This window comes from Cryobacterium sp., assembly GCF_026786305.1.
Classification (GTDB): domain Bacteria; phylum Actinomycetota; class Actinomycetes; order Actinomycetales; family Microbacteriaceae; genus Cryobacterium.
Genome location: NZ_JAJAYI010000023.1, coordinates 1 through 23,055 on the forward strand (window position 1 = coordinate 1; position 23,055 = coordinate 23,055).

At 65.0% G+C, this 23,055-nt stretch carries 23 protein-coding genes, 1 tRNA gene and 1 pseudogene; 5 read left to right on the plus strand and 20 right to left on the minus strand.

Translation table 11 applies throughout. The annotated features are described in order from the left end of the window. The 7 genes from LH475_RS02175 to gltX form a co-directional block, all read right to left on the minus strand. Nucleotides 1–1,561 (minus strand): ABC transporter ATP-binding protein (locus tag LH475_RS02175; protein WP_297412757.1); only part of this gene is annotated, 1,561 nt, incomplete at its 3' end. Then, the gene (locus tag LH475_RS14480) at nucleotides 1,558–2,037 is read right to left on the minus strand and encodes a hypothetical protein (RefSeq protein ID WP_366145580.1); all 480 of its coding nucleotides are present in this window, start codon (nucleotides 2,035–2,037) and stop codon (nucleotides 1,558–1,560) included. The genes LH475_RS02175 and LH475_RS14480, both read right to left, overlap by 4 nt. A 273-nt stretch (nucleotides 2,038–2,310) precedes the next feature. Further along, nucleotides 2,311–3,516 carry a tyrosine-type recombinase/integrase gene (locus tag LH475_RS02180; RefSeq protein ID WP_297412758.1) on the minus strand — a complete coding sequence of 402 codons (1,206 nt, stop codon included), beginning with the start codon at nucleotides 3,514–3,516 and terminating at the stop codon, nucleotides 2,311–2,313. Continuing rightward, nucleotides 3,509–3,703, minus strand: a complete 195-nt coding sequence (locus LH475_RS02185; protein ID WP_134554200.1) for a helix-turn-helix domain-containing protein — start codon at nucleotides 3,701–3,703, stop codon at nucleotides 3,509–3,511. The genes LH475_RS02180 and LH475_RS02185 overlap by 8 nt, the downstream gene beginning before the upstream one ends. A 195-nt stretch (nucleotides 3,704–3,898) precedes the next feature. Continuing rightward, nucleotides 3,899–3,970: transfer RNA gene (locus LH475_RS02190), tRNA-Gln, on the minus strand. A 38-nt stretch (nucleotides 3,971–4,008) separates the two neighbouring features. Further along, nucleotides 4,009–5,028, minus strand: a complete 1,020-nt coding sequence (locus tag LH475_RS02195; protein WP_297412759.1) for an NAD(P)/FAD-dependent oxidoreductase — start codon at nucleotides 5,026–5,028, stop codon at nucleotides 4,009–4,011. Then, a complete protein-coding gene (gene gltX, locus LH475_RS02200; protein ID WP_196842571.1) occupies nucleotides 5,025–6,548 on the minus strand; it encodes a glutamate--tRNA ligase in 1,524 nt (507 codons plus the stop codon). The genes LH475_RS02195 and gltX overlap by 4 nt, the downstream gene beginning before the upstream one ends. A 114-nt stretch (nucleotides 6,549–6,662) precedes the next feature. Between gltX and LH475_RS02205 the strand changes: the two genes are divergently transcribed. Next, nucleotides 6,663–7,721, plus strand: a complete 1,059-nt coding sequence (locus LH475_RS02205) for an aminotransferase class V-fold PLP-dependent enzyme (RefSeq protein ID WP_196842570.1) — start codon at nucleotides 6,663–6,665, stop codon at nucleotides 7,719–7,721. 91 nt (nucleotides 7,722–7,812) lie between these two features. Here LH475_RS02205 and LH475_RS02210 read toward each other — a convergent pair whose 3' ends face one another. The 5 genes from LH475_RS02210 to LH475_RS02230 all read right to left on the minus strand — a co-directional run bounded on the left by LH475_RS02210 (nucleotide 7,813) and on the right by LH475_RS02230 (nucleotide 12,709). Continuing rightward, nucleotides 7,813–8,520: a type 1 glutamine amidotransferase domain-containing protein gene (locus LH475_RS02210; protein WP_297412760.1), complete on the minus strand. Its 708-nt coding sequence runs from the start codon at nucleotides 8,518–8,520 to the stop codon at nucleotides 7,813–7,815. A gap of 88 nt (nucleotides 8,521–8,608) precedes the next feature. Next, entirely contained in the window at nucleotides 8,609–9,640 is a 1,032-nt protein-coding gene (locus tag LH475_RS02215) for an NADP-dependent oxidoreductase (protein WP_196842568.1), read from the minus strand. A 72-nt stretch (nucleotides 9,641–9,712) separates the two neighbouring features. After that, entirely contained in the window at nucleotides 9,713–10,453 is a 741-nt protein-coding gene (locus tag LH475_RS02220; RefSeq protein ID WP_196842567.1) for a fumarylacetoacetate hydrolase family protein, read from the minus strand. Between the two features lie 79 nt (nucleotides 10,454–10,532). Beyond that, complete coding sequence (locus LH475_RS02225; RefSeq protein WP_196842566.1) at nucleotides 10,533–11,639, minus strand: branched-chain amino acid aminotransferase; 1,107 nt, start codon at nucleotides 11,637–11,639, stop codon at nucleotides 10,533–10,535. Then, nucleotides 11,636–12,709 (minus strand): 3-isopropylmalate dehydrogenase, encoded by a 1,074-nt coding sequence (locus tag LH475_RS02230; RefSeq protein ID WP_297412761.1) that lies wholly within the window; start codon nucleotides 12,707–12,709, stop codon nucleotides 11,636–11,638. The genes LH475_RS02225 and LH475_RS02230 overlap by 4 nt, the downstream gene beginning before the upstream one ends. Before the next feature lie 104 nt (nucleotides 12,710–12,813). Between LH475_RS02230 and LH475_RS02235 the strand changes: the two genes are divergently transcribed. The 3 genes from LH475_RS02235 (at nucleotide 12,814) to LH475_RS02245 (ending at nucleotide 13,759) form a co-directional block, all read left to right on the plus strand. Beyond that, complete coding sequence (locus LH475_RS02235; protein WP_196842564.1) at nucleotides 12,814–13,065, plus strand: DUF6458 family protein; 252 nt, start codon at nucleotides 12,814–12,816, stop codon at nucleotides 13,063–13,065. Between the two features lie 70 nt (nucleotides 13,066–13,135). Beyond that, nucleotides 13,136–13,336 (plus strand): hypothetical protein, encoded by a 201-nt coding sequence (locus LH475_RS02240; RefSeq protein ID WP_297412762.1) that lies wholly within the window; start codon nucleotides 13,136–13,138, stop codon nucleotides 13,334–13,336. A gap of 3 nt (nucleotides 13,337–13,339) precedes the next feature. Next, nucleotides 13,340–13,759 carry a hypothetical protein gene (locus LH475_RS02245; RefSeq protein WP_196842562.1) on the plus strand — a complete coding sequence of 140 codons (420 nt, stop codon included), beginning with the start codon at nucleotides 13,340–13,342 and terminating at the stop codon, nucleotides 13,757–13,759. 62 nt (nucleotides 13,760–13,821) lie between these two features. Here the strand turns inward: LH475_RS02245 and LH475_RS02250 are convergent, their stop codons facing one another. Continuing rightward, complete coding sequence (locus LH475_RS02250) at nucleotides 13,822–15,210, minus strand: MFS transporter (protein ID WP_297412763.1); 1,389 nt, start codon at nucleotides 15,208–15,210, stop codon at nucleotides 13,822–13,824. A gap of 63 nt (nucleotides 15,211–15,273) precedes the next feature. On the opposite strand from LH475_RS02250, the pseudogene LH475_RS14485 reads away from it, so the two are divergent. Beyond that, nucleotides 15,274–15,486: pseudogene (locus LH475_RS14485) on the plus strand (hypothetical protein); the annotation flags it as partial. Here LH475_RS14485 and LH475_RS02255 read toward each other — a convergent pair. The 7 genes from LH475_RS02255 to sufD all read right to left on the minus strand — a co-directional run bounded on the left by LH475_RS02255 (nucleotide 15,483) and on the right by sufD (nucleotide 23,053). After that, entirely contained in the window at nucleotides 15,483–17,063 is a 1,581-nt protein-coding gene (locus LH475_RS02255; protein ID WP_196842561.1) for an ABC transporter ATP-binding protein, read from the minus strand. The pseudogene LH475_RS14485 and the gene LH475_RS02255 sit on opposite strands and share 4 nt — an antisense overlap. Continuing rightward, nucleotides 17,060–17,863, minus strand: a complete 804-nt coding sequence (locus tag LH475_RS02260) for an ABC transporter permease (RefSeq protein ID WP_297412764.1) — start codon at nucleotides 17,861–17,863, stop codon at nucleotides 17,060–17,062. The genes LH475_RS02255 and LH475_RS02260 overlap by 4 nt, the downstream gene beginning before the upstream one ends. Continuing rightward, nucleotides 17,860–18,798 (minus strand): ABC transporter permease, encoded by a 939-nt coding sequence (locus LH475_RS02265; RefSeq protein WP_297412765.1) that lies wholly within the window; start codon nucleotides 18,796–18,798, stop codon nucleotides 17,860–17,862. Before LH475_RS02265 ends, LH475_RS02260 begins: the two co-directional genes overlap by 4 nt. 16 nt (nucleotides 18,799–18,814) lie before the next feature. Continuing rightward, nucleotides 18,815–20,515, minus strand: a complete 1,701-nt coding sequence (locus LH475_RS02270) for an ABC transporter substrate-binding protein (protein ID WP_297412766.1) — start codon at nucleotides 20,513–20,515, stop codon at nucleotides 18,815–18,817. A 137-nt stretch (nucleotides 20,516–20,652) separates the two neighbouring features. Continuing rightward, nucleotides 20,653–21,204, minus strand: coding sequence for an iron-sulfur cluster assembly protein (locus tag LH475_RS02275; protein WP_196842559.1), 552 nt, complete (start codon nucleotides 21,202–21,204; stop codon nucleotides 20,653–20,655). A 5-nt stretch (nucleotides 21,205–21,209) separates the two neighbouring features. Continuing rightward, nucleotides 21,210–21,728, minus strand: coding sequence for a Fe-S cluster assembly sulfur transfer protein SufU (sufU, locus tag LH475_RS02280; RefSeq protein ID WP_196842558.1), 519 nt, complete (start codon nucleotides 21,726–21,728; stop codon nucleotides 21,210–21,212). Continuing rightward, nucleotides 21,725–23,053: a Fe-S cluster assembly protein SufD gene (gene sufD / locus LH475_RS02285; RefSeq protein WP_297412767.1), complete on the minus strand. Its 1,329-nt coding sequence runs from the start codon at nucleotides 23,051–23,053 to the stop codon at nucleotides 21,725–21,727. Before sufD ends, sufU begins: the two co-directional genes overlap by 4 nt. Between the last annotated feature and the right edge of the window lie 2 nt (nucleotides 23,054–23,055).

The window sequence follows — 23,055 nt, forward strand, 5'->3', positions numbered from 1 at the left end:
CCCCGCACCGCCGGTACCCACCCTCCCCCACCTTTGTGCCCCGCTGGGCCGGCCGGGACCGTTTGCGCGGCGCGCGCCGCGCACGGCGGACGGCGTCCCACACCTCGTCGTCGGACGCCTCCGGCCTTGCGAGGCGCAGATTAGAGAGGATGGTCTCATGGAACAGGTGGCCGTCCTGCGTCACCATGCCCAGGGTGTGCCGCATGGAGACGAAAGTGACTTCGCGGACATCCGTCCCCGCGAGGCGCACGGCGCCGCTGTCGACGTCATACAGGCGCGCGAGGAGCTGGGCAATTGTGGACTTGCCGGCACCGGACGTACCAACGAGGGCAACGGTCTGCCCCGGCTCGATCCTGAAGGACACGCCGTGCAGCACCTCCTCGCCGCCGCGGGTGTCTAGCGTGGAAACTTCCTCGAGAGAGGCGAGGGACACTTTGTCCGCGGACGGGTAGGCGAAGCGGACGTTGTCGAACTCGACGGCCACCTGGCCTTCGGGGACGGCGACGGCGTCGGGCTTCTCCTTGATGAGCGGGTCGAGGTCCAGCACCTCGAAGACGCGCTCGAAGCTGACCACCGCGCTCATGATCTCCACCCGTGCGTTTGCGAGGCTGGTTAGCGGCGCGTAGAGGCGGGTGAGGAGGAGCGCCAGGGTGACCACGTCACCGGTGTTCAGCTGGCCGGCGAGTGCGAGGAAACCGCCGAGCCCATACACGAGCGCGAGGGCAAGAGCGGATACGAGCATCAGGGCGGTGAAGAAGACGAACTGCAGCATCGCGGTCCGGACCCCGATGTCGCGGACGCGGGCGGCGCGGACGCGGAACTCCTCGGCCTCCTCGTCAGGCCGGCCGAACAGCTTGACAAGGGTGGCGCCGGGCGCCGAGAAGCGCTCGGTCATCTGCGTGCTCATGGCGGAATTGTGATCGGCGGCCTCGCGGCGCAGTGCGGCGAGGCGGCTGCCCATGCGGCGCGCGGGTACCAGGAAGATGGGGAGCATGATCACGGCGAGAACCGTCACGAGCCAGGACGTGCTGAGCATGACGATCAGGGTGAGGATCAGCGCCACGAGGTTCGTGACCACGCCGGACAGCGTGCCGCTGAATGCCTGCTGAGCGCCGATCACATCGTTGTTGAGGCGGCTCACGAGGGCGCCCGTCCGCGTGCGGGTGAAGAACGCGATCGGCATCTTCTGCACGTGGTTGAAGACGGCGGTGCGGAGGTCCAGGATCACGCCTTCGCCGATCCGCGCCGAGTACCAGCGCGTCACGAGTGACACGGCGGCGTCGGCCACGGCTACGAGGGCGATGACGACGGCGAGCCAAACGATTGTGGTGACCTCGCCCTGGGCGACGATGACGTCGACCACCTGGCCGGCGAGTACCGGCGTCGCGACCGCGAGGAATGCTCCCACGGTGGAGAGGGCGATGAAGATCAGCAGCTTGGACCGGTACGGCACCGCGAACGTCATGATCCGCCGAACGGACTCACGGGAGAAGCCGTGCTTGCCGTCCTTGGCGGTAGAGATCTTGTACAGCGAGCTCCAGGCCGCGCCTTCCATGCTCATTGAGGTTCCTTCCGTGGGCAGAAGGCCCAGCTTAGTTGGCGACTTGCCCGAGCTCGGGGTTCTCCCCAGTGGCGGCGAGCCGGGGGTGTTTCAGGAAACGGGTCGGCCGGCAACGAACGTGTGGGCGGTATTTGCGACGCGGCTGCCGAGGTGACGTGCGGTGCGCCGATCGGCGTCATGGACGGCGTCGAGTCCGTGGTCCACGACTTCGCGCCGGCTCCGAGGTGGGAGCCAAGACGGTTGTCGTCGTGGTCGGTAGACGTGGTGGTGTTCCAGCCGGGGAGCAGCCCGAGGCTGACCCAATGGATGCCGTGCTGTTCGGCGAGGAGGGGGGAGGTGCTGCAGCGTGTGCAGCGTGTCGCCGCTCGTGGAGCCGGAGAAGGTGAATCGGCGAACTTGTCCTGCCACGTGCGTTGCATCCAGGGCTTGGAGGGGGCCTCAACGAAAGCATGGAATGCGCCTGACGCACTTCCCACGTAGGTCGGGGTTCTGAAGATGATGGCGTCAGCGTCGGCAACAACATGCGCCCGCCAAAAGCGGTTCAAATGGTCATCATTTAGTCATCAGAGATAATTGCAGCCGACCCAAATCGACCGAGTACAATCGGAGGCAGCGAACCGCCCGGTTCCCTGTAAAAACAAGGGAACCCACGAGTTTTCGGAGATGTTCGGCAAAACCCGAGTTAAGGCTAGAACCTTACAAGGGGTCGCAGGTTCGAATCTCCTTTTGGAGTGGGACCGGGGTGAGAGTTAGCTGCCGAGGACCGCGTCAAGGATCTCGGCCGTCACCGGGTCGACCATGTCGGCCGTGACCACGTAGCTGTTCCGGGTGGTCTGCTCGTTGGCGTGGCCGAGAAGTCGCGAGGCCAGTGTGATCCCGACCGCCCGCTCGATCAGCGTGGCGGCCGTGCGCCGATAGATGTGCGTCGTGTACTCGTCCACATCGATGCCCACCTTAACCAGCTGTGTGCGCTCATCCTCCACGAATGCGCGCAGCAGTCGCTCATAGTTGCTGACGTTCAGCGAGCGGCCTGTCTTGGTGGGAAACAGGAACGCCTCCGGATGCGGTTCGGCAAGCGCCAGCCGCCGTCGCACTGCCGCCGCGGCCATAGACGGCAGCGCAATACTGCGCCGTTGCCGCGACCGCTTGGGAGAGTTCTTGCGGTGCGTACCTTGGGCCTTGGTGCTGACGATCGTGCCGCTCACGATGAGGGTTGGCGGCAGAGTCGTCATGTCCACGTCGCAGCGGCGCAGACCAATGCACTCGCCGACGCGCAGCGATGTGCCGACCATAATGTCCATGCCGTCGATCAGGGCACGGTAGTTGGGTCGCGGGCCGTCATCGCGTGTAAGGCGCCATACCTGCATGCGCCCGCGGATGCCGGTGATCTGCGCCGGGGTGAGTGCAGATTCCTTGCGCGCTGACATCGGCAAGCGCTGTACGTCACGCACGGGATTCTGCACCAGAGCGTCGTCTCGCACGGCATAGCCACACACGAGACTAAGCACCGCACGCGCCCGCCGGGCTTTTGAGATGGTCTCTTCCTCCAAGATTCGCTGCAGGATGCGGTCGCAGCGACCGACGGTCAAGTGGTCGAGCCTCACTCCCCCGCACCGCGGAACGATGATTACGCGGGCTGTCGTCTCGTACGACTCGTAGGTCGAGTACGACAGGCTGCCCGCTTTGGCGCGGGTGAATACCTGTTGCAGCCAGAGGTCTAACGCGTCGGCGATCGTGTTCGACGGCGAGAGCGCACCGGCACCACCGGTCGCCATCGCTCGAGCCTGTCGATGGACTTCGGCGCGTGCCTGGTCTTCCGTTTCGGCCGTGACCCCGATGCGATGAAGGCGACCGCTGTCGTCTCGAGTGGATGCACGAGCTCGGTATTTCCCGCTCGGCAGCACGTCGATGACGATGCTTCCCAGCTCCCCGGCGAGTATCTGCGGTCTAACCATGTCGATGCTCACGCACCCAGGTGAGCACGTCCTGCACGTCGTACCGCACGAGCCGGCCGAGCTTGATATAGGGCGGCCCGGTCTGCATTAGGCGCCAGTCCTCGAGCGTGCGCTCGGGCATTCTGAGCAGCTCGGAGAGTTCACGTTGAGTAAGAAACGTGGGAGTGATTTGCGTCGTGGCGTCCATGCACAGGAGGTGCGCCGCTGAAGCCGTGTGCGGTCCGACTGTGCCGTGACGGGACCGTATGGGCCCGGGCATGAGAACGTGTAACCCACCGCGCAGGGGGTTATTGGTTCGTTTCTGGTCACAGAGCCCGTTTCGGGCCGTGTCGACACGGTGGGCGATAGGTGATTTCGCCGCGGAATCTTGCGCCTGTTAGTGCTGGGGTACCTGGACTCGAACCAAGAACAAATGAACCAGAATCATCCGTGTTGCCAATTACACCATACCCCAATGCCTGATCCGAAGGTCGGGCCGAGTAGTAGCCTAGCTCACGGAAGCCGAGGGGGCCAAACCGAGCCGGCCCCCGGCGCGTCGCTGTGGAGCGGGCCGAGCAGGTCGCGGGTGATCGCCGCTGCGGCGGCCGCACCGGTGCCGGCCGCGACCATGAGCTGGGAGGAGCTGAGCCGGGTGGTGTCGCCCGAGGCGTAGAGGCCGGGCACATTCGTACGGCTCCAGTCATCAATCGACACGAAACCGGCGCCATCCAGTGCAACGGGTAGCTCGGCCAAAAAGTCGATCGCCGGGCGGCTCAGGGGCCGAACGAAACCGCCCGAGCGCGCCACGACCTCGCCGTCGACCAGTTGCACGCCGGTCATCGCGCCCCGCTCCCCCACGACGTCCTGAATGGCGCGCCGATCGACCCGCACACCCCGGCTCAGCAGGGCCGCCTCATCGCGCGCGGTGACGGTACCAACACCATTGGTGAACACGATCAGGTCGCTGCTCCACTGGGTCAACACCAATGCGTGGTGGGCGAGGTCGTCGGTCTCGCCGATCAGGGCGAGCGCCGCCCCGGTATTCTCGTAGCCGTCGCAGTCGATGCAACTGTGCAGGTTGGTGCCGTACCAGGCCCTGACACTCGGAAAAGCGGGCAGCGTTTCGATCTGCCCGGTCACCACAAGAACGGCACGAGAACGGATGACGCGGCTCGGTTCACCGCGCAGCCCGCGGGTGGACACCAGCAGGCGCGCGACACCTTCAGCGTCGTCCAGCGCAGTGACCGCGAGCACGAGTCCGGAATGAAACTCCCCGCCCGGGTAGCCCTGAAATTCCTCCCGCCCGAGGCGACGCAGCTCAAGCGGTGGGACGCCGTCGCGGGTGATGAACCCGTGCGAGTGCAGGGTCGGCGCATTGCGCGGCCGGTTGCTGTCGATCATGAGCGTGCGTCGGCGCGCGCGAACCAGGCTCAGCCCGGCGGCAAGGCCGGCCGGGCCGGCACCGATGATGACCACGTCGTAGTGTTCGTCGACGCGGGTGTCCTGCCCGGATCGCGCGGCCGTGTCGGTCACGCTGAGACCGACACCGCCGCCGCACGGTCGAGCCGGGCGAGAGTCTCGGCCTGGCCGAGAATCTCCATGGACTCGAACAGCGGAGGTGAGATCTTACGGCCCGAGACGGCGACGCGCAGGGGTCCGAACGCCACTCGGGGTTTCAGCCCGAGCCCTTCGATGAGCGTGTCGGCCAACGCCGTGTGCACCCGCTCGGTGTTCCATTCTGATTCGGGAATATTCGCGAGCGTCAGGCGACTGGCCTGCAGGATCTCGCTGGCATTCTGCGGAAGCGAGGCGAGAGCATCCGCTTGGTGCACGAGCTCATCGCTCGTGACGAAGAGAAACCCGAGCATGTTGGGTGCTTCGCCGAGCAGGGCGATGCGCTCCTGGACGAGCGGAGCGGCCTGAGCCAGCGTGGCCAGGTCTGCGGCGCTGGCCGGCTCGCTGAGCACGCCGGCAGTTACGAGGTAGGGAACAAGCCGAGCGGCGAAGTCGCCGGCTTCGAGCAGCCGAATCTGGTCGCCGTTTATCGATTCGGCCTTCTTCAGGTCGAATCGGGCCGGGTTCGGGTTGACATCTTTCACGTCGAACGCGGCGATGAGCTCTTCAATCGAGAACACGTCACGATCGTGGGAGAGCGACCAGCCGAGCAGCGCGAGGTAGTTGAGCAGCCCTTCGGGAATGAAGCCGCGATCGCGGTGCAGAAACAGGTTCGACTCGGGGTCACGTTTCGAAAGCTTCTTGTTCTTGTCGCCCATGACATAGGGCAGGTGCCCGAAGCGGGGCACGAACGTGGTCACGCCGATGTCGATGAGGGCGTGGTAGAGCGCGATCTGGCGCGGCGTCGAGCTGAGCAGGTCTTCGCCCCGCAGCACGTGGGTGACGCCCATGAGGGCATCGTCGACCGGGTTGACGAAGGGGTAGAGCGGATGCCCGTTCGGGCGCACCACGACGAAGTCGCTGAACGATCCAACCGGAAAGGTGATCTCGCCGCGTACGATGTCGTCGAAGCTGAGCTCGGTGCCTGGCACGCGCAGGCGGAGGGCCGGACTGCGGCCCTCCGCCCGATAGGCGGCCTTCTGCTCGTCGCTCAGGTCGCGCTCGAAGTTGTCGTAGCCCATTTTCGGGTCGCGACCCAGCGACACGTTGCGGGCCTCGATCTCTTCGCCGGTGACGAAGCTTTCGTAGATGTGGCCGGATGCCTTGAGCTGCTCGATGACGCCCTGGTAGATGTCATAGCGCTGCGACTGCCGGTACGGTTCGTTCGGGCCGCCCGCCTCGACGCCTTCGTCCCAGTCCAGTCGCAGCCAGCGCATCGCCTCGACCAGCTGCACGAAGCTCTCTTCGCTGTCGCGGGCAGCATCGGTGTCTTCGATGCGAAAGATCATCTTGCCGCCGGTGTGCCGGGCGTAGGCCCAGTTGAACATGGCGGTGCGGATCAGGCCGACGTGCGGCGTTCCCGTTGGTGACGGGCAGAATCGCACGCGAACGTCGGTTCCGGTGGCGGTTGAAAACGGGTGCGCAGTGGTGTCAGACATTACTCATGATTCTAGTTGCCCACTCAGTGCACGCAGTGGAGGCCCCTGATCATCGCAGCGAGAACCGGAACCCGCGCGGTTGTTGCATGGTTTCAAAAGGGGCAGTCTGGACTAATGAATATCGCAACACTGACCGTGCCCTACGCCCAGACCCAGTTTGTCGGCGGACGCGGCTACCTCGCCGCCTGCACGCTCGGCCTGCCGACGACCGAAACGATCGCCGCCATGCGCGCCGACGCAGAAGACTGGCAGCGCGGCCAGGCCGGTGCCGTGCACTATGGTCACGTGGTCGAACGGGTGCGGTCCGGCTACGCGCAGCTCGTGCAGGTGGACGTCGACCGGGTCGCGATCGGCTCCCAGACGTCCGTTATGGCGGGCGTCGTGGCGTCGAGCGTTCCCGATGGCGCCGAAGTGCTCTGTGCCGAGGGTGACTTCAGCTCGATGGTGTTTCCGTTTCTCAGTCAGGCCCACCGCGGCGTGACCGTGCGCCAGGTCGCTCTGGCCGAACTCGCAGCGAGTGTCACCGCAAATACCTGGCTCGTAGCGTGGTCGCTCGTGCAGTCCGCGACCGGAACCCGCTGCGACTCCAACGTGATTGTCACCGCAGCGGCGCGTCACGGCGCGTTCACGCTGTGCGACACGACCCAGGCGACCGGGTGGATGCCTGTTACTGCCGGCCTGTTCGACGCGACGATCTGCCATAGCTACAAGTGGCTGTGCGCACCACGCGGGGTCGCGTTCTTCACCGTTGGCGAGCGTCTGGCCACACAGCTGGCCCCGATCAACGCCGGCTGGTACGCCGGGCAGGACGTGTGGGCATCCTGTTATGGCCCGGCAATGCGGCTCGCCGACGATGCCCGCCGCTTTGACGTATCCCCGGCCTGGCCGAGCTGGGTCGGCGCCGAACCGGCCATCGACCTGTTCAATCGGCTCGACCTGGTCGAGGTCGAGCGCCACGCCACGAGCCTCGGCGATGCGCTCTGCGATGGCCTGGGCATCAAACGGCTCGGGCAGGCCATTGTCAGCTGGCCGGATGCCGCTGGCCACGATCTCGCCCGACTCACCAAAGCGGGTCTCACCGCGTCGGGCCGAGCCGGCCGAGCCCGGGTCGCCTTTCACCTCTGGAACGACGAGGACGACGTCGCGGACACCCTCCGCGCGCTCGACCGCTGACCGATGTTCGCCGACTGGCAGCGCTGGATTCAGTCCTGGCGCGCCACGCTCACGCGCACTCCGAGTGCGGAAATCTGAACCGGCACACCGCCTACTGCGCGTCGGTGACTGCGCTGATGATCGCCTCAGCGACGGCAGCAGAGGATGCCGGATTCTGGCCGGTGTAGAGAGTGCGGTCGATCTCCACGTGCGAGGCGAACGATTCGCCGGCAATGAAATCGGCGCCCAGGTCGACCAGTCGACTCTGCACGAGCCACGGGGCCTTCGGGGCCAGCCCGACGAGAACCTCTTCGGCGTCGGTGAAGCCCGTCATTCGGTAGCCGACGAATGGCCAGCTGCCGTCGGCGCGCGTGGCTGCGAGCAGAGCAGCGGGAGCGTGGCAGAGCACACCGACGATGCGCCCGCTGTCGAGGGCTTCGGTCAGGACGCGCCCGGAGACGGCGTCGACGGCGAGGTCTTCCATCGGGCCGTGTCCGCCCGGGTAGAAGACCACGTCGTAGTCGGTAACGGTGATGTCATCGAGACTGAGCGGCTCGTCGAGCTGACCAGAAATGGTTCGGATGTAGTCGATGATCTGCCCCGCGCGGTCTTCTCCGCCGGCCGCATCGGCACGCAGGCTGCCGGCGTCAATGGTCGGAGCTACACCGCCGGGCGTGGCGATGCTGATCTGCCATCCCGCGGCGGTAAACAGGCGGTGCGGTTCGGCGAGTTCCTCAGCCCAGTACCCGGTGGGGTGCAGGCTGCCATCATTGAGGGTCCAGTGGTCAGCGGCGCTGACGACGAAGAGTACGTGGGTCATGGTTCCTCCGGTGCGGTCGTGCTTCGAATCGTGCGTGGAATTGTGCTTGGAATGGTGCGTGGAATCGCGCGCCACAGTGATGGTCGGATCAGACCGTTGTAACAGGCCCGCGCGTGCGCACGACCATCTTGCCGATGTTCTCACCGCGCATGAGACCGAGGAACGCATCGACGGCGTTGTCGATGCCGTCGACGATCGTCTCGTCGAAGACGACCGCGCCAGAGGCAAGCCAGCCGGCCATCTCGGCGGAGAACGCCGGGAGGTGATCCCAGAAGTTGCCGACCGTGAAGCCGGTGAGGGTCAGACCCCGGGTGACGATGTTGGACAAGTTGTTCGGGCCGGCCGGGGCGTCTGTGCTGTTGTACAGGGAGATTGCGCCGCACATGGCCGCCCGACCGCCGTCCCGAAAAGCGGCCAGGGCCGCCTGAAGGTGCTCGCCGCCAACGTTGTCGAAGTACACATCGATGCCATCCGGAGCCGCAGCAGCGAGCTGTTCACTGACCGCCCCGTCCTTGTAGTTGAAGGCGGCATCGAAACCGTATTTGCCGGTGAGTAGGGCAACCTTCTGGGCCGATCCGGCGGAGCCGATTACGCGTTTTGCGCCCTTGAGCCGGGCGATCTGGCCGACCATGCTGCCGACGGCGCCTGCTGCTCCGGACACGAACACGGTGTCGCCCTTCTTCAGCCGGGCGACTTCGAGCAGACCAACGTACGCGGTGAGTGCGGTCATACCGAGTACGCCGAGATAGGCGGACAGCGGTATACCGGGGAGTTCGGGAACGACGCGGAATCCGGCGGCATCTTGCTGCACCAGATCGCGCCAGCCGTATTGGTGGGTGACGACGTCGCCGACGGCGAACGCCTCACTGGCCGAGGCGACGACACGACCGACGGCCCCGCCGGTCATCGTCTCGCCGATGGCGAACGGGGGCACATAGCTTTTGACGTCGTTCATCCGTCCGCGCATGTACGGGTCGACGGAGACGAATTCATTCGCGACACGAACCTGCCCAGCCGAAAGTTCCGGCAGATCGACGGTCACGGTGCGAAAGTCTGCGTGTGTGGGCCAGCCAACAGGACGGTTCACGAGCTGGATCTGCGTACTGAGGGTGGATGACACCACGAGGCTCCTCTGTTAATTTTGGAACAATGGTAAGTGTGGAACGGTTATTTTGCCAGCCTGAGCGCTGAATCAGGCCAGGCGAACCACCGGGTTGACGAGCGTTCCGATACCGGCAATCGACATCGTGATCGTGTCACCGGCGACGATGGCCGCCGCCGTGTCCATCGGGCCGGCCAGAATCACGTCACCGGGCAGCAGGGTGAACACGCTCGAAGCGAACGCGACAAGCGCCGCAACGGTCTCTTCGGTGGGCGTCGCGTTGTCGCTGCCGAGCTCCACTGCCTGAAATTCTTCGTCGTTGATCAGCCCGCTCAGCGGCGTGGCCGCTTCATCGAAGTCGGTCTCGATAATCGGGCCGAGCGGGCAGAAGGTGTCGTAGGCGCCGGCGCGGGTGGGGTCACCGTCGGCAAGGTCCGCCGCGGTGACGACCGTTGCGATGGTGTAGCCAAAGACACGGCTGGGGGCGTCCGTTGCCGAGACGTTTTTGGCGACCTTGCCGATGATGATCGCGAGTTGGCCATCGACCTCGACCCGATCTGACGCGCTGGGCAGCACAATGGCATCGCCCGGACCGACGACCGTGGTGTTGGGTTTCAGCACGAATACCGGCTCGGCAGAAGAACTCATGACGGCGACGATCTTTGAACGAGGAATGACCGGTGCGAGCAGTTTCACATCGGCCAGCGCGACCCGGTCGCCGGTGGTGTCGAATCCGGCAAACATCGGGTCGTTGGTCAGCACGACCAGCTCGTCGTCGTCGACAATGCCGAACGCGATGGCGCCCTCGTGGCTGAATCGCGCAATCTTCATGGTTCTCCGCTCATTCCTGCACAGCTCACTCGTGCACAAGCTCGCTCGTGCACGAGCTCAATCGTGAAAAGGGATCAGTCTACGCGTCGAGCCGCACCATCCAGCCATGACGGTCGGGCAGGCGGCCGTACTGAATATCGGTGAGCTCCTGGCGCAGCGACATGGTGATCTCGCCGGCCGGGGCATCGGGGTCGCCAATCGAGACGTTCTTGCCGACGAGCTGACTGATCGGGGTGACCACGGCGGCGGTACCGCAGGCGAACACCTCGGTGATTTCACCGGATGCCACCCCGTCGCTCCATTCGCCAAGGGTCACCGTGCGCTCCTCCACGGTCATGCCACGGTCGCGGGCCAGCTGCATGATGCTGTCGCGGGTGACACCTTCAAGAATCGAACCGGTCAGGCGTGGGGTCACCAGGGTGTCTGTGCCGTGCACGAAGAACACGTTCATGCCGCCGAGCTCGTCGACGTTGCTACCGGTTTCGCCGTCCATAAATAGCACCTGCGCGCATCCGTTCTCGTTGGCCTCCATCTGGGGCAGCAGCGATGCTGCATAGTTGCCGCCACACTTGGCCGCCCCGGTGCCACCACGGCCGGCGCGCGAGTACTCGGTCGATAGCCAGATCTTCACCGGGGCAACGCCGTTGGCGAAGTAGGCTCCGGCCGGGCTCGCGATGACGTAGAAGCCGACGCGATGCGCCGCGCGCACGCCCAGGAAGCTCTCGTTGGCGATCATGAACGGGCGCAGGTACAGGCTCGTCTCGGGGGCCGACGGCACCCAGTCGCCGTCGATCGCAAGCATCTGCTTGATCGACTCGACGAAATCTTCGACCGACAGTTCGGGCAGGGCAAGCCGGCGCGCTGAACGCTGCATGCGCTGGGCGTTCTTCTCTGGCCGAAAGGTCCAGATCGATTTGTCAAAGTGGCGGTAGGCCTTGAGCCCCTCGAAGATCTCCTGGCCGTAGTGCAGCACCGACGCGGCCGGGTCAAGCTGCAGCGGGCCGTAGGGAATGACTCGGGCGTCGTGCCATCCCTGGTCGAGGGTCCAGTCGATCGTGACCATGTGGTCGGTGAAGTGCTTACCGAAACCCGGGTCCGAGAGAATCTCGTTGCGTTCGGCCTCTGCTCGCGCGCTCGTTGACGGCGTCAGGGCAAAGTTCAGCGGATAGGTAACGGCAGTGCTCATTTCAATACCCTGTCTTTCAAAAGGTTCACGATCGCGTCGCCGATGTCGGCGGTGCTTCTCTGCACCGAGGCCGCCGAGCGCGAGGCCAGGTCGACGGAGACGGCCTCGGTGACCCGCCCCGCCGCATCCGCTAGACCGAGGTGGTCAAGCATGAGAGCGACCGAGAGGATGGCCGCGGTCGGGTCGGCGAGCTGCCGGCCGGCGATGTCGGGAGCCGAACCGTGAACGGGCTCGAACATGCTGGGGAATTCACCGGTCGGGTTGATATTCCCGGAGGACCCCAGACCGATGCCGCCGCTGATTGCCGCCGCGAGGTCGGTGAGAATGTCGCCGAAGAGGTTGTCCGTGACCAAGACATCGAACCTACTCGGATTCGTGACGAAGAATATCGTCGCGGCGTCGATGTGCAGGTAATCAACCGTGACCTGGGGGTATTCGAGCGCCACCTCGTTCACCAGACGCTGCCAGAGGCTGCCGGCGAAGACGAGCACGTTGGTCTTGTGCACGAGGGTGAGGCGCTTGCGGGGGCGACCCTGCGCCGTTTCGAAGGCATAGCGCACAACCCGCTCGACCCCGTAAGCGGTGTTGACCGAGACCTCGTTGGCGACCTCCTGCGGGGTACCGCGGCGAATGGCACCGCCGTTGCCGACGTATGGTCCTTCTGTCCCCTCGCGAACGACGATGAAGTCGACGGCGCCGGGGGCGCTGAGGGGGCTCGTGACACCCGGGTAGATCACGCAGGGACGCAGGTTCACGTAGTGGTCGAGCGAGAAACGCAAGCCGAGCAACAGACCGCGTTCGATGTTCGCGTCTTTCAGGCGAGAATCGCCTGGTACTCCGCCGACAGCGCCGAGCAGAATCGCATCGTGAGTCTTGATCGCCGCAAGGTTGTGGTCGGTGAGCACATCACCGGTCGCCAGAAACCGGGCAGCACCGAGCTCGAAGAAGGTCTGGTCAAAGGTCACATCATCGTGCGCGGTGACGGCATCGAGTACCTTCACTGCTTCGGCAATGACTTCTGGACCGATTCCGTCTCCGGGAATGACGGCGAGCTTGACTGTGCGAGACATGCGACTCCGAGCGCCTAAGAGAAAAAACTTCTAGTCAAACCCTACTGCCGTCGTAGATGTGTCTAGTCTGGGTGCTACCTATCCCCAACCGAAAGTGGGCAATCATGAGTATCGGACTCGGAATCTTCCTGTTCGTCGTCGGTGCCATTCTGGTCTGGGCCCTCAACATCACGGTCGATTGGATCAACCTCGACCTGGTCGGCTACATCTTCATGGGGGCCGGTGCGGTCATCTTTGTTCTCGGCATCGTCCTGATGACGCGTCGGCGCAGCAGCGTCAGCACGACACGCACGATTGCCGACCCGGCGAACGGCGAGCAGGTCACGCGTCGCGAGAACTCCGTCGACGACATTTAGGAGCGGTAACCGGTAAGCGCGGCGCTCAGATACTGCACGCAGCGTCCAGCTCACTGTGATAGGCACAGGTATGGAAATTGAGTACACCGCAAATGCCCACGCGTCCGGCGGTTTCGGTCTCGCCGTTGGGCTGGTCATCCAGGCACCCAACGTGCCCGCCGACCGCCATGCCGAACTGACCCAGGCCACCGACCAGAACTGCGCCTATTCGAACGCAACGAGCGGCAACATCGTCGTCACCCGCACCCGCACCGTCGCCCGAGTCGAGTAGAAAATGGTACCGGAAGCGGTTTCCCCGACCGACGGCGTGACGGCGCCCGTGGACAACCAGCAGGTGAACGACCAGCAGGTGAACGACCAGCAAGCGGTTGGCCGGCAAGCGCTGGAACAGACGCGCGAAGCATTGTGGGCAGTGTGCGAGCCCGTCAGTCCGCCGAAGTTGGCACGCGATTACGTGAACTACTTCAGTTCCCGCATTCGCACCAATGTCGACGCGGTTGCGAAAAACCAGCCGCGGAGGCTGAAATTCTATGACGCCATCGACACGTATCTGCGCGTCTATTCAGCCATGCAGAACGAACTCGAACAAGCCGGATACATCCCGCGGGAGGTGGCAAGCATCCAGAAAGAAGTCCGTTTCTTTGAGGACGTGGTCCGCGAGGTGAAGCAGGCCGCCGGAGAGTCCACCGACTAACGAGTCGACGAGCGGGCCAGGGAACGTCCCCGAATGGGGTCGCCGATCGTTCCGCACACTCCCTATTCGAGCAACGCCTCGCCGCGCAGCTCGGGTAGCGCGAACGCCGCAACGGCAGCGAGCACGAAGACAATGCCGAACACGACGAAGAGCAATATCGGCCCACCGAGAACGAGCAGCGGCGGCACGACGAGCGGCGCCGCAATCGACGCGATGCGGCCGAATCCGGCTGCGGATCCCGAACCGGATCCACGCAAGCGGGTCGGGTAGAGCTCGGGCGTGATCGCGTAGAGGGCGCCCCAGGCTCCGAGATTGAAAAACGACAGCAGCATACCGAACCCGATGATCTGCACGTCGCTAACGTTGACGGCGCCGAAGCCGAACGCCACTGCCGAAACCGCTGAGCCGATCAAGAACGTGGATAAGGTGATGCGGCGTCCCCATTTTTCCACCAGATACGCTGACGCGACGTAACCGGGCAGCTGGGCAACGGTAATGATGAGCGTGAATTCGAAGGACTTCACGAGCGGGAACCCGGCCGCAACGAGCAGGGTCGGCAGCCAGATGAAGGCGCCGTAGTACGAGAAGTTGACCAGAAACCAGACCAGCCAGATCAGGATACTGCGGCGGCGTAATTCTGCCGAGAACAGATCGGCCAAGCGCAGGGCCGTCCGTGCGTTCGGTGCGTGCCCGGCACTCGGCTCACGGTCGACGACGTCACGAGTACTGTCGGACGGTGGCGAGGCGAGGCCAGCCGACGCTTCAAATTGCACCACGATGCGTTCTGCCTCGCGATGTCGCCCCTGGGATTGCAGGAATCTAACGGATTCGGGCAGCCGCAGGCGAACGAACACGGCCCACACCGCTGGCAGCATTCCGATCAGCAGTGCCCAGCGCCAACCGTCGGCGCTGGTAGGAATGACCAGATATCCCACGACGGCGGAGCCCAGCCATCCGATGGCCCAAAATCCTTCGAGCAGCACGACAATTCGTCCGCGGATGCGACGCGGTGCGAACTCGCTCACCAGCGTCGACGCCACCGGAAGTTCTGCGCCGAGGCCCAACCCGACGATGAACCGCAAGACCAACAGGATTCCCACGGACCAGGCCAGAGCGGATGCGCCGGTGGCGGCTCCGTAGAGCAGCAGAGTCAGCGCGAACACCTGTTTGCGCCCGAGCTTATCGGCGAGGAGACCGCCGAGGGCAGCTCCAACGGCCATTCCGGCGAACCCCGCCGACGCAACCCACGACAAGGCCGACGCATCGGCTGCCCACGTGACGGACAGCTGTGCAATCACAAACGAGATCAGCCCCACATCAAAGGCATCAAGGGCCCAGCCAATCCCGGAACCGGCCAGGAGCGAGCCGTGGCGACGAGTGAACGGCAACGCGTCCAATCGCTCGGTGAGCGATTTGCCAGTCGGAATGCGGTCTACATCAGCTGTTAACACAACATGAGCGTGAACTAATTCTCGGCCGTAGTCCAGTGAGGGTTGCCTTACCCGTGTCGATGCCCGGTGTGCCCGATAGGGACAATTTTTTACGACGACGACGTACCCGAAAAGTGGGCGGACGAGTACACCGCCAACGTAAAATTCTTCCACAATATCGATTCCCCCGGCGGTGCGGCCGAGGCGGACGACCATGCCCTGGGGCCACCCCGTTGTCAGCCCACTTTTGCCGCAGACGACCGTCGGACGTCTCGGAACTCAGCTCTGCCGACTTAGTGTCCATTGGCCAGTGCCGCGAAATGGGCGCCGAGTAGCTCCCTGGTGAACGGATGCTGCGGCTTGCTAAACAGGGCCTCGGTGGCACCCTGCTCGACGACCTGCCCGTCTTTCATCACGAGAACTTGATCGCAGAGGCCGCGAACGACCGCGAGATCGTGCGAGATGAACACCATCGCCAGCCCCAGCTGCTGCCGCAGCGACACCAGCAGGTCGAGCACGTGCACCTGAATCAGCACATCGAGCGCCGACACCGGCTCGTCGAGCACGAGAATGCTCGGCCGGCGTGCCAGTGCCCGGGCAATCGCCACCCGCTGACGTTGCCCACCGGAGAGTTGGTGGGCGCGCCGCCCCAGCAGGGTCTCCGGCAGCTCGACCTGGGCGAGCAGCTCCAGGATTCGCCCAGGCCGCGCCGTACGCGACACTGATCGGTCCAGCGCGACGGCCTCGGCCAGGACGCGCCGCATCGAGTGCCGTGGGTCGAACGTACCGAGTGAATCCTGATGGATCAGCTGGATCTGCGCACGCCGAACCCGGCGTTTCGACTCGGGCACATCGCTCCACTGTTCGCCGTGCAACCGCACAGTGCCCGTGTCGGGCCGTTCGATACCGAGCAGCAGGCGCGCGACGGTGGTTTTCCCCGAGCCGGACTCGCCCACGATGCCGACCGTGCCTCCGGCGGCAAGATCGAACGACACGTCGCCGACGGCGCGCACCACGCGCCCTGTGCTGCGGTACGACTTGACCAAAGAATGCGCGGACAATACCGGCGCCGCGGCCTGACTCGGCTCAGTGACCACGGCTGCACGGTGCTGCGCTGCCGCAGCGAGCAGCTCACGGGTGTACGGATGCTGGGGCGCAGTGAGTAACGTCGCAGCCGGGGCGACCTCGACAAAACGACCATGCTGCATGACCGCGATGCGGTCGGCGAGGCTGTGGACGACAGCGAGATCATGACTGATCAGCAACACGGCGATCCCGGATTCCTTCAGCTCAGCCAGCAGGCGCAGGATCCTCGCCTGCACTGTCACGTCGAGGGCCGTCGTCGGCTCGTCAGCGATGAGCAGCGCGGGGCCCGCGGCCAGGGCTGCGGCGATCAGGGCACGCTGACGGAGGCCGCCGGAGAGTTCGTGCGGGTACTGCCGCGCCCGCAGTAGCGGCTCGGGCAATGCCACCCGCGCCAGCAGGAGCTGAACGCGGCGCTCGCGCGCTGCGCGGGGCATCCGTTTCTCGTGTACCTCGATCGGTTCGGCGATTTCACGGCCAATGCGGCGGAGCGGATCGAGGGCGACGAGAGCATCCTGGCTGACCAGGCTCACGACCCCACCGCGGAGGGCTTGCCAGTCTGATTCGCCATAGGCCCGCACGTCGAGGCCGCCGATGGTCAGGCGGTCGGCGGCGACCACGGCGCCGGCCGGGGTCAGGCCGATCAGCGCCCGCGCGAGCATCGACTTGCCGGCCCCTGACTCGCCGACAATGGCCAGGCACTCCCCCGGTGAAATCGAAAATGACACACCGTCGACGGCGGTGCCTGCAGCGCCCGGCAGCTCAACGCGCAGGCTTCGCACCTCGATCATGCGCGCCTGCGCTTCTGCGGCGCGTGCAGGGAACGCCCGACAACGCTCGTCGCGATCACGGTCGCGGTGATCACGAGGCCGGGAAAGACGGCGATCCACCAGGCCGTTGCCAGAAAGTTTCGCCCATCCGACAGGATCAGCCCCCACTCCGGCGTCGGTGGTTTCGGCCCCAGGCCGAGAAAGCTGAGCCCAGCTGCCGCTGCGATGGCCGTACCAACGCCCATGGTTGCCATCGACAGCAGCGGGCCGAGCGTGTTGGGAACGACGTGCCGCAGCAGCGTTGCAGTGCGAGGCACGCCGAGGGTACGGGCTGCCTCGACGTATCCGGCGCGCGTGACGACCAGGGTCTGTACTCGGGCGACCCGGGCGTAGGCAGGCATGACGGCAATGGCTACGGCGACAAGCAGGCTCGCCTCCCCCGGCCCGATGATCGCGATAACGATGAGCGCGAGCAGAAACTCCGGGAAGGCCATCACGATTTCGATGGCACGCGAGAGCACACCGTCGCCGAGCCGGTGCATCGACGCGGCGAGCGCACCGATGGCGAGGCCGACGACGAGCGCGATCGCCGTCGCGCCGAAACCGATGGCGAGCGAGTAGCGCGATCCGTAGAGCACGCGGGCGAAAACATCCCGGCCGGCCTGGTCTGTACCAAACGGATGCGCGAGGCTCGGCGCCTCGAGGGCGGCCGCGAGGTCGGTTTGCAGCGGGTCGGCCGAGGTGAGGAGCGACGGCGCGAGCGTGCACACGACGAGCAGCAGCAGAAATGATGCGGCGATCAGCGCCGATGCCCGCCTCACGAGTACACCGCCGCGGTCATCAGGCGCGGGTCGACGCGGTCGTAGAGCAGGTCTACCAGCAGGTTGATCACCGAAAAGACCACCGCAGCGAGCACGACAATGCCGAGCACGATCGGAATGTCGCGGTTGATGATGGCGTTGAGCGCGACCCGCCCGAGGCCGGGCCTTGCGAAGACGGTCTCGACCAGCACCGAGCCGCCGAGCAGGGAGCCGACGATGTACCCGGTCAGCGTGATGCTGTTGGCAGCGGCATGCCGAAGCGTGTGCCGCAGCACCAGCCGGCTGTGGCTGGCCCCGCGCGCACGAACAGTTTCAACAAACGGAAGAGCGGATGCGGCCTCCAGCCCCTGCCGAAACACCTGGCTGATGATTCCCGCAACGGGGAGCGCGAGGGTCACGGCCGGGAGAATCAGCGCGGCGAGCCCCTCGGTCGACACCACCGGAAACCAGCCCAGCCCGAACCCGAAGACGGTGATCAGCACGAGCCCGGTCCAAAACGTTGGCGACGACACTGCGAACAGCTCCACCAGCGACAGGAGCGCCTTGCTGCGGGGACCGCGGGCGAGCAGGGCCGACCCGAGGGCGAGCAGGAGGGCGAAGACCATCGCGAGCGCCATCAGCTGCACGGTCGGGGCGAGCTGGCCCCCGATGACCTCGCCGACCGGGCTCTGCAGGCGGTATGAGGTGCCGAGGTCACCGCGAAGCAGACGCCCGAGGTAGGCCAGATATTGCACGAACGGTGGCTCGGCGAGGCCCCAGTCGGCGCGCACCTCAGCGCGCACCCGCTCGCTGACCTCGGCGTGGACGCCGAGCATAACGTCGACCGGGTCGCCCGGTACCAGGCGCAGGGCCAGAAACCCGACGGTCGCGGCGCCCCAGACGACGAGAACCATGCCGCCGAGGCGCCCGAACAGGCGCAGTCCCGAGTTCTTCACCGGCCCAACGCAGCGCTTAGCCGGCCGAGGTCAGCGACGCACCATAGAACAGCGGCTGCCCATACAGGTCGAAGGTCAGCCCGGTGATCGCGCTGCTGTGGGCCGTGATCGCCGACGACACCGAGATCGGTACGATCGCGACCTGCTCGGCGTTCCACTGCTGCAGTTGGGCATAGAGACCGGCGCGAACGGCCGGGTCACTCGAGGCGACCGCGCCATCGAGCAGGGCATCAACGGCGGGGTCGCTCACCGACGACCCGTTCTTGTAACCGCCGGAGTGCAGGTGCGCACGCAAGACGTCGGCATCGACGCTTGGAAAGCTCCAGTCCGAGAGGTCGTAACTGCGCTTCTCGAACTCCTTGTAGTACGAGGCGACCTCGAGGTTGTCGCGCACGATTTCGAAGCCGACCTCCTTGAGGTTGGACTGCACGACATCGCCGAGGCTCGCGTTGGCATCCGAGACGGGAGTCCAGGCGAGCCAGCGGGCGCTCAGCCGGGCGCCGTCCTTCACGCGGTAACCGTCTGGGTCCCGCTCGGTCCAGCCCGCCGCGTCGAGCAGAGCGTTGGCCTGGTCGGGGTCGAACGACCAGCTGTTTTCGAGGGTTGCGTCGTAGGCATCCGGTGTCGTCGGTGTCAGGATGCTCCAGGCGCGTTCGACTTGACCCTGGTAGATGGTCTTGACGGCCGGGTCGATGTCGATGGCGAGCGCAAACGCCCGGCGCACGTTGAGGTCGGCAAAGACGCCACCGCCCGGAGCCTGGGTATTGTTCTGGTTGAGGAACAAGGAGTACGGCAGACCGGGCATCGCGATCTTCTCGACCGTGAAGTCATCACCGATCTGGCTGACCGTGTTGGGAGCGATATCACTGGCGATCTGCGCGTCACCGCTCGTGAGCGCGCCGGTGCGCACCGACGACTCGGGCAGAATCCTGAACCTGAGCGTCTCGATCTCGGGCGGGCCCTGGTGGGTGCTGCCCTCTGGTGCCCAGTTATAGTCGGGGTTCGCGGTGAAGACGATCTCCTGATCGGGGGTGTACGACGTGAGCGTGTAAGGGCCGGTTCCGACGGAAATATCGGGACCGCCGGCACCGAGCTGAGCCGCCTTGGTCTTCAAGACTCCGGGCGCGTAGAAGCCCAGCTTGGCCGTACTGACCGCCTGGAGGAACGGAGCGTATGGCTGCGTGAAATCTACGCGCACGGTGTACTCATTGACGGCCTCTGTGCCGGCGTAGTACCCGCCGGTTTCGGCAAAGCCGATCAGGCTGGCCGCGTCGGCTGACGCGGTCTCGGGAGCCACGACGTGCTCGAAGTTCGCTACGACCGCGGCGGCGTTGAACTTTTCGCCGTTTTGAAACGTCACGTCGTCGCGCAGGGTGAACGTATAGTGCAGGCCGTCGTCGGAGACGACCCATGACTTCGCCAGCCACGGTACGAAGGTGCCGTCGGTCTCCTGGTAGACGAGCGAGTCGAAGGAGTTACGCATGACGAGCGCGGTCACCTGGAAGGCGGAGGAGTGAATGTCCATCTTGCCGGAGCTGAGCGTTCCGCCGGAGATCGCGTAGGTGAGCGTCGACGCGTCGCTGGCCGACGGCGCCGGTGAAGTGGAGCATCCGGCGAGCAGTGCGGCCGTGGCGAGAGCCGCAATCGCGGTGAAGACTCGCCCGCGGCGACGAGAGCTGGTGTGCAGGGGGGAACGGTTGCGGGCGCGACTGCGCATGAAAATGATCTCTCTGTGGTCAATACTGTCGTGGTGATTCGTGGTGATTCGTGGTGATTCGTGGTGGACGGCAGCTCCGCACGACCCGGCCTCGGGCGTCTGGACGCGGTCGCCACTGACGCTGGGCCGCGGGCGGGTTAGAACATTCCGAGCTGGAGGCGGGCGGCCTCCGACATGCGGTCCTGACCCCACGGTGGCTCCCACACCAGCTCAACATCGACGTCACTCACTCCGGGGACCCGCTTGACCTCGGCCTGCGCGTCATTCTTGAGCACGTCCCCCATGCCGCAGCCCGGTGCCGTCATTGACATCTTGATGTCTATTCGGTAGGTACCATCTTCGAGGGGCTGCGCTTCACACCCGTAGATCAGCCCCAGATCCACAACATTGATGGGGATCTCGGGATCGAAAACGTTCTTGAGTTGCCCCATGACCTGCTCCATGTCAAAGGGCGCCCCGTCCACAAGCACGGTTTCGGCGACCGGATCCGTCAGTCCGAGCGCTGCAGAATCCTCGGCGCTGATTCGCACAAGGTACCCCATCGAGGTTTGCACTGTCGCGCTTCCCCCCAGAGTCTGCGTGACGACGACCTGCTCCCCCTCTTGGAGGAGCATCGGCTGCCCACCGGGAATGACCGTGGCCTGGCAGCTCTGCGGAAGGTCAAAGATTCTATATCTGCCTGAGTCCATGCGGCTCACTCCGTTCCGTTCTGGAGGTCACCCGTCATGGGTGCGCCCCCTCTTACGGCACCCTCGTGAGGGGCGCCTTCTTTCAGAGCGCTGTGCAAGGCCTGCCAGGACAAAGTTGCACATTTGACCCGTGCCGGGTATTCCCACACGCCCGACAGTACGGCGAGTTTGCCCACACCGTCCGGGGGGCCAGCCCCCTCAGGCTTCGTGGTGAGCATGGTGTGCACACGACGGAAGAGGGCGAAAGCCTCGTCGGTCTGCAGACCCTTCACCGCACTCGTCATGAGCGAAGCGGATGCCTTCGAAATGGCGCATCCGTCGCCCTCGAATGCGATATCGGCGATGCGGTCACCGTCGCGCTGCACATACAGGGTCAGATGATCACCGCACAGGGGATTCAACGCCTCAATGGTCTGGTGCGCTCCCTCCAGCTGGCGAAGATTCCGCGGGCTGTGGGCGTGTTCGATGATCATCTCCTGGTAGAGCCCCGCCATGCTGGTGCCCGTTGCCACGTTGGTACTCATTGCTGAACTCGATGGGCACCGCTTCCGAACCGAGTGGACACGAGCGCCTCCAGCGACGCGCGGAGCGGCTCCAACTCGATTCGATCCACCATCTCCTGCACGAAGGCATACACCAGCAGGCCCCGAGCGCTCTCCAACGGCAGACCGCGCGTGCGCAGGTAGAGCAGCGCCTCATCATCCATTTGGCCGACCGCTGCACCGTGCGTGCACTTCACGTCATCGGTGTAAATTTCCAGTCTCGGCCGGGTGTCCACCTGGGCGCGATCATTGAGCAGAAGGTTCTTGTTCTTCTGGTTGGCATCGGTCCCATCGGCCCCGTGCCGAACCATGATGTGTCCGTTGAAAACGCCGTGCCCACGATCGTCCAGCACACCCTTGTAGAGCTGATGGCTGGTGCAGTTGGTCGCGACGTGATCGACGAAGATCGTGTTGTCGTGAACCTGCTCGCCCTGGGGCAGGTAAATGCCGTCCAAACTTACCTCGGCCTCAACGCCCTCCAGACGCACCCGTATTTCGTGGCGAGCGACACTGGACCCCAGCATCACCGAGCGGGAGGCGAACTGGCTGCCACGAGCCTGGCGCACGTCGAGCAAAGCCAAATGGAAGGCGGTGGTGGGCTCGTTCTGCACCTTGTAGTGATCGATCCGGGCATTCTCAGCCAGAACAACCTCGGTGACGACGTTCGTGCAGTACACATCGCCGTCGAGACCGGCATAGGTCTCAACGATCGTCGCACGACTCCCGGAGTCGGCGATGATGACGGACCGCGGGCTCGTCATCAAGGGAACACCCTCGGTATCGGAGAAGAAGACCAACTGGATCGGTTCATCAACGACCGTGTCGTTCGTGAAGTGAATGAACGCGCCGTCCTCGGCGAAGACGTCGTTGAAGGCAGCGAAGGCGTGGTGCTCTCCCGGCGTATGCCCGAGGAACGGTTTGAGCCGGTCCGGGCTCGTCTCCAGTACGGCTGCCAGAGTCGTGACGACGGCACCGGATGGCAACCCGGTCAGTCGCGAGAACTCAGGCGAGAAGTGACCATTGACGAAGACCAGGCGGGGGCCGCCGAGATCGATCGCGGCCTTGTTGATGAGGTCTAATGTGACCCTGGGGCCAGGCCCCGCCCCGGCAGCCACAAACGGCACGGCCAGGATCCCGTCGAGCGCGGTGTACTTCCAGTCCTCGTCTTTCCGAGACGGAAAGCCATTCTTACCGACCCATTCGAGGGCTTTCAGGCGTGCCTCGGCGAGCCAGCCCAGATCGCGGCCATCACGCCCCGGCGACAGCTCTGAGAGAACACCCCCTGCTGCTCGCACTGGAACTTTCACCG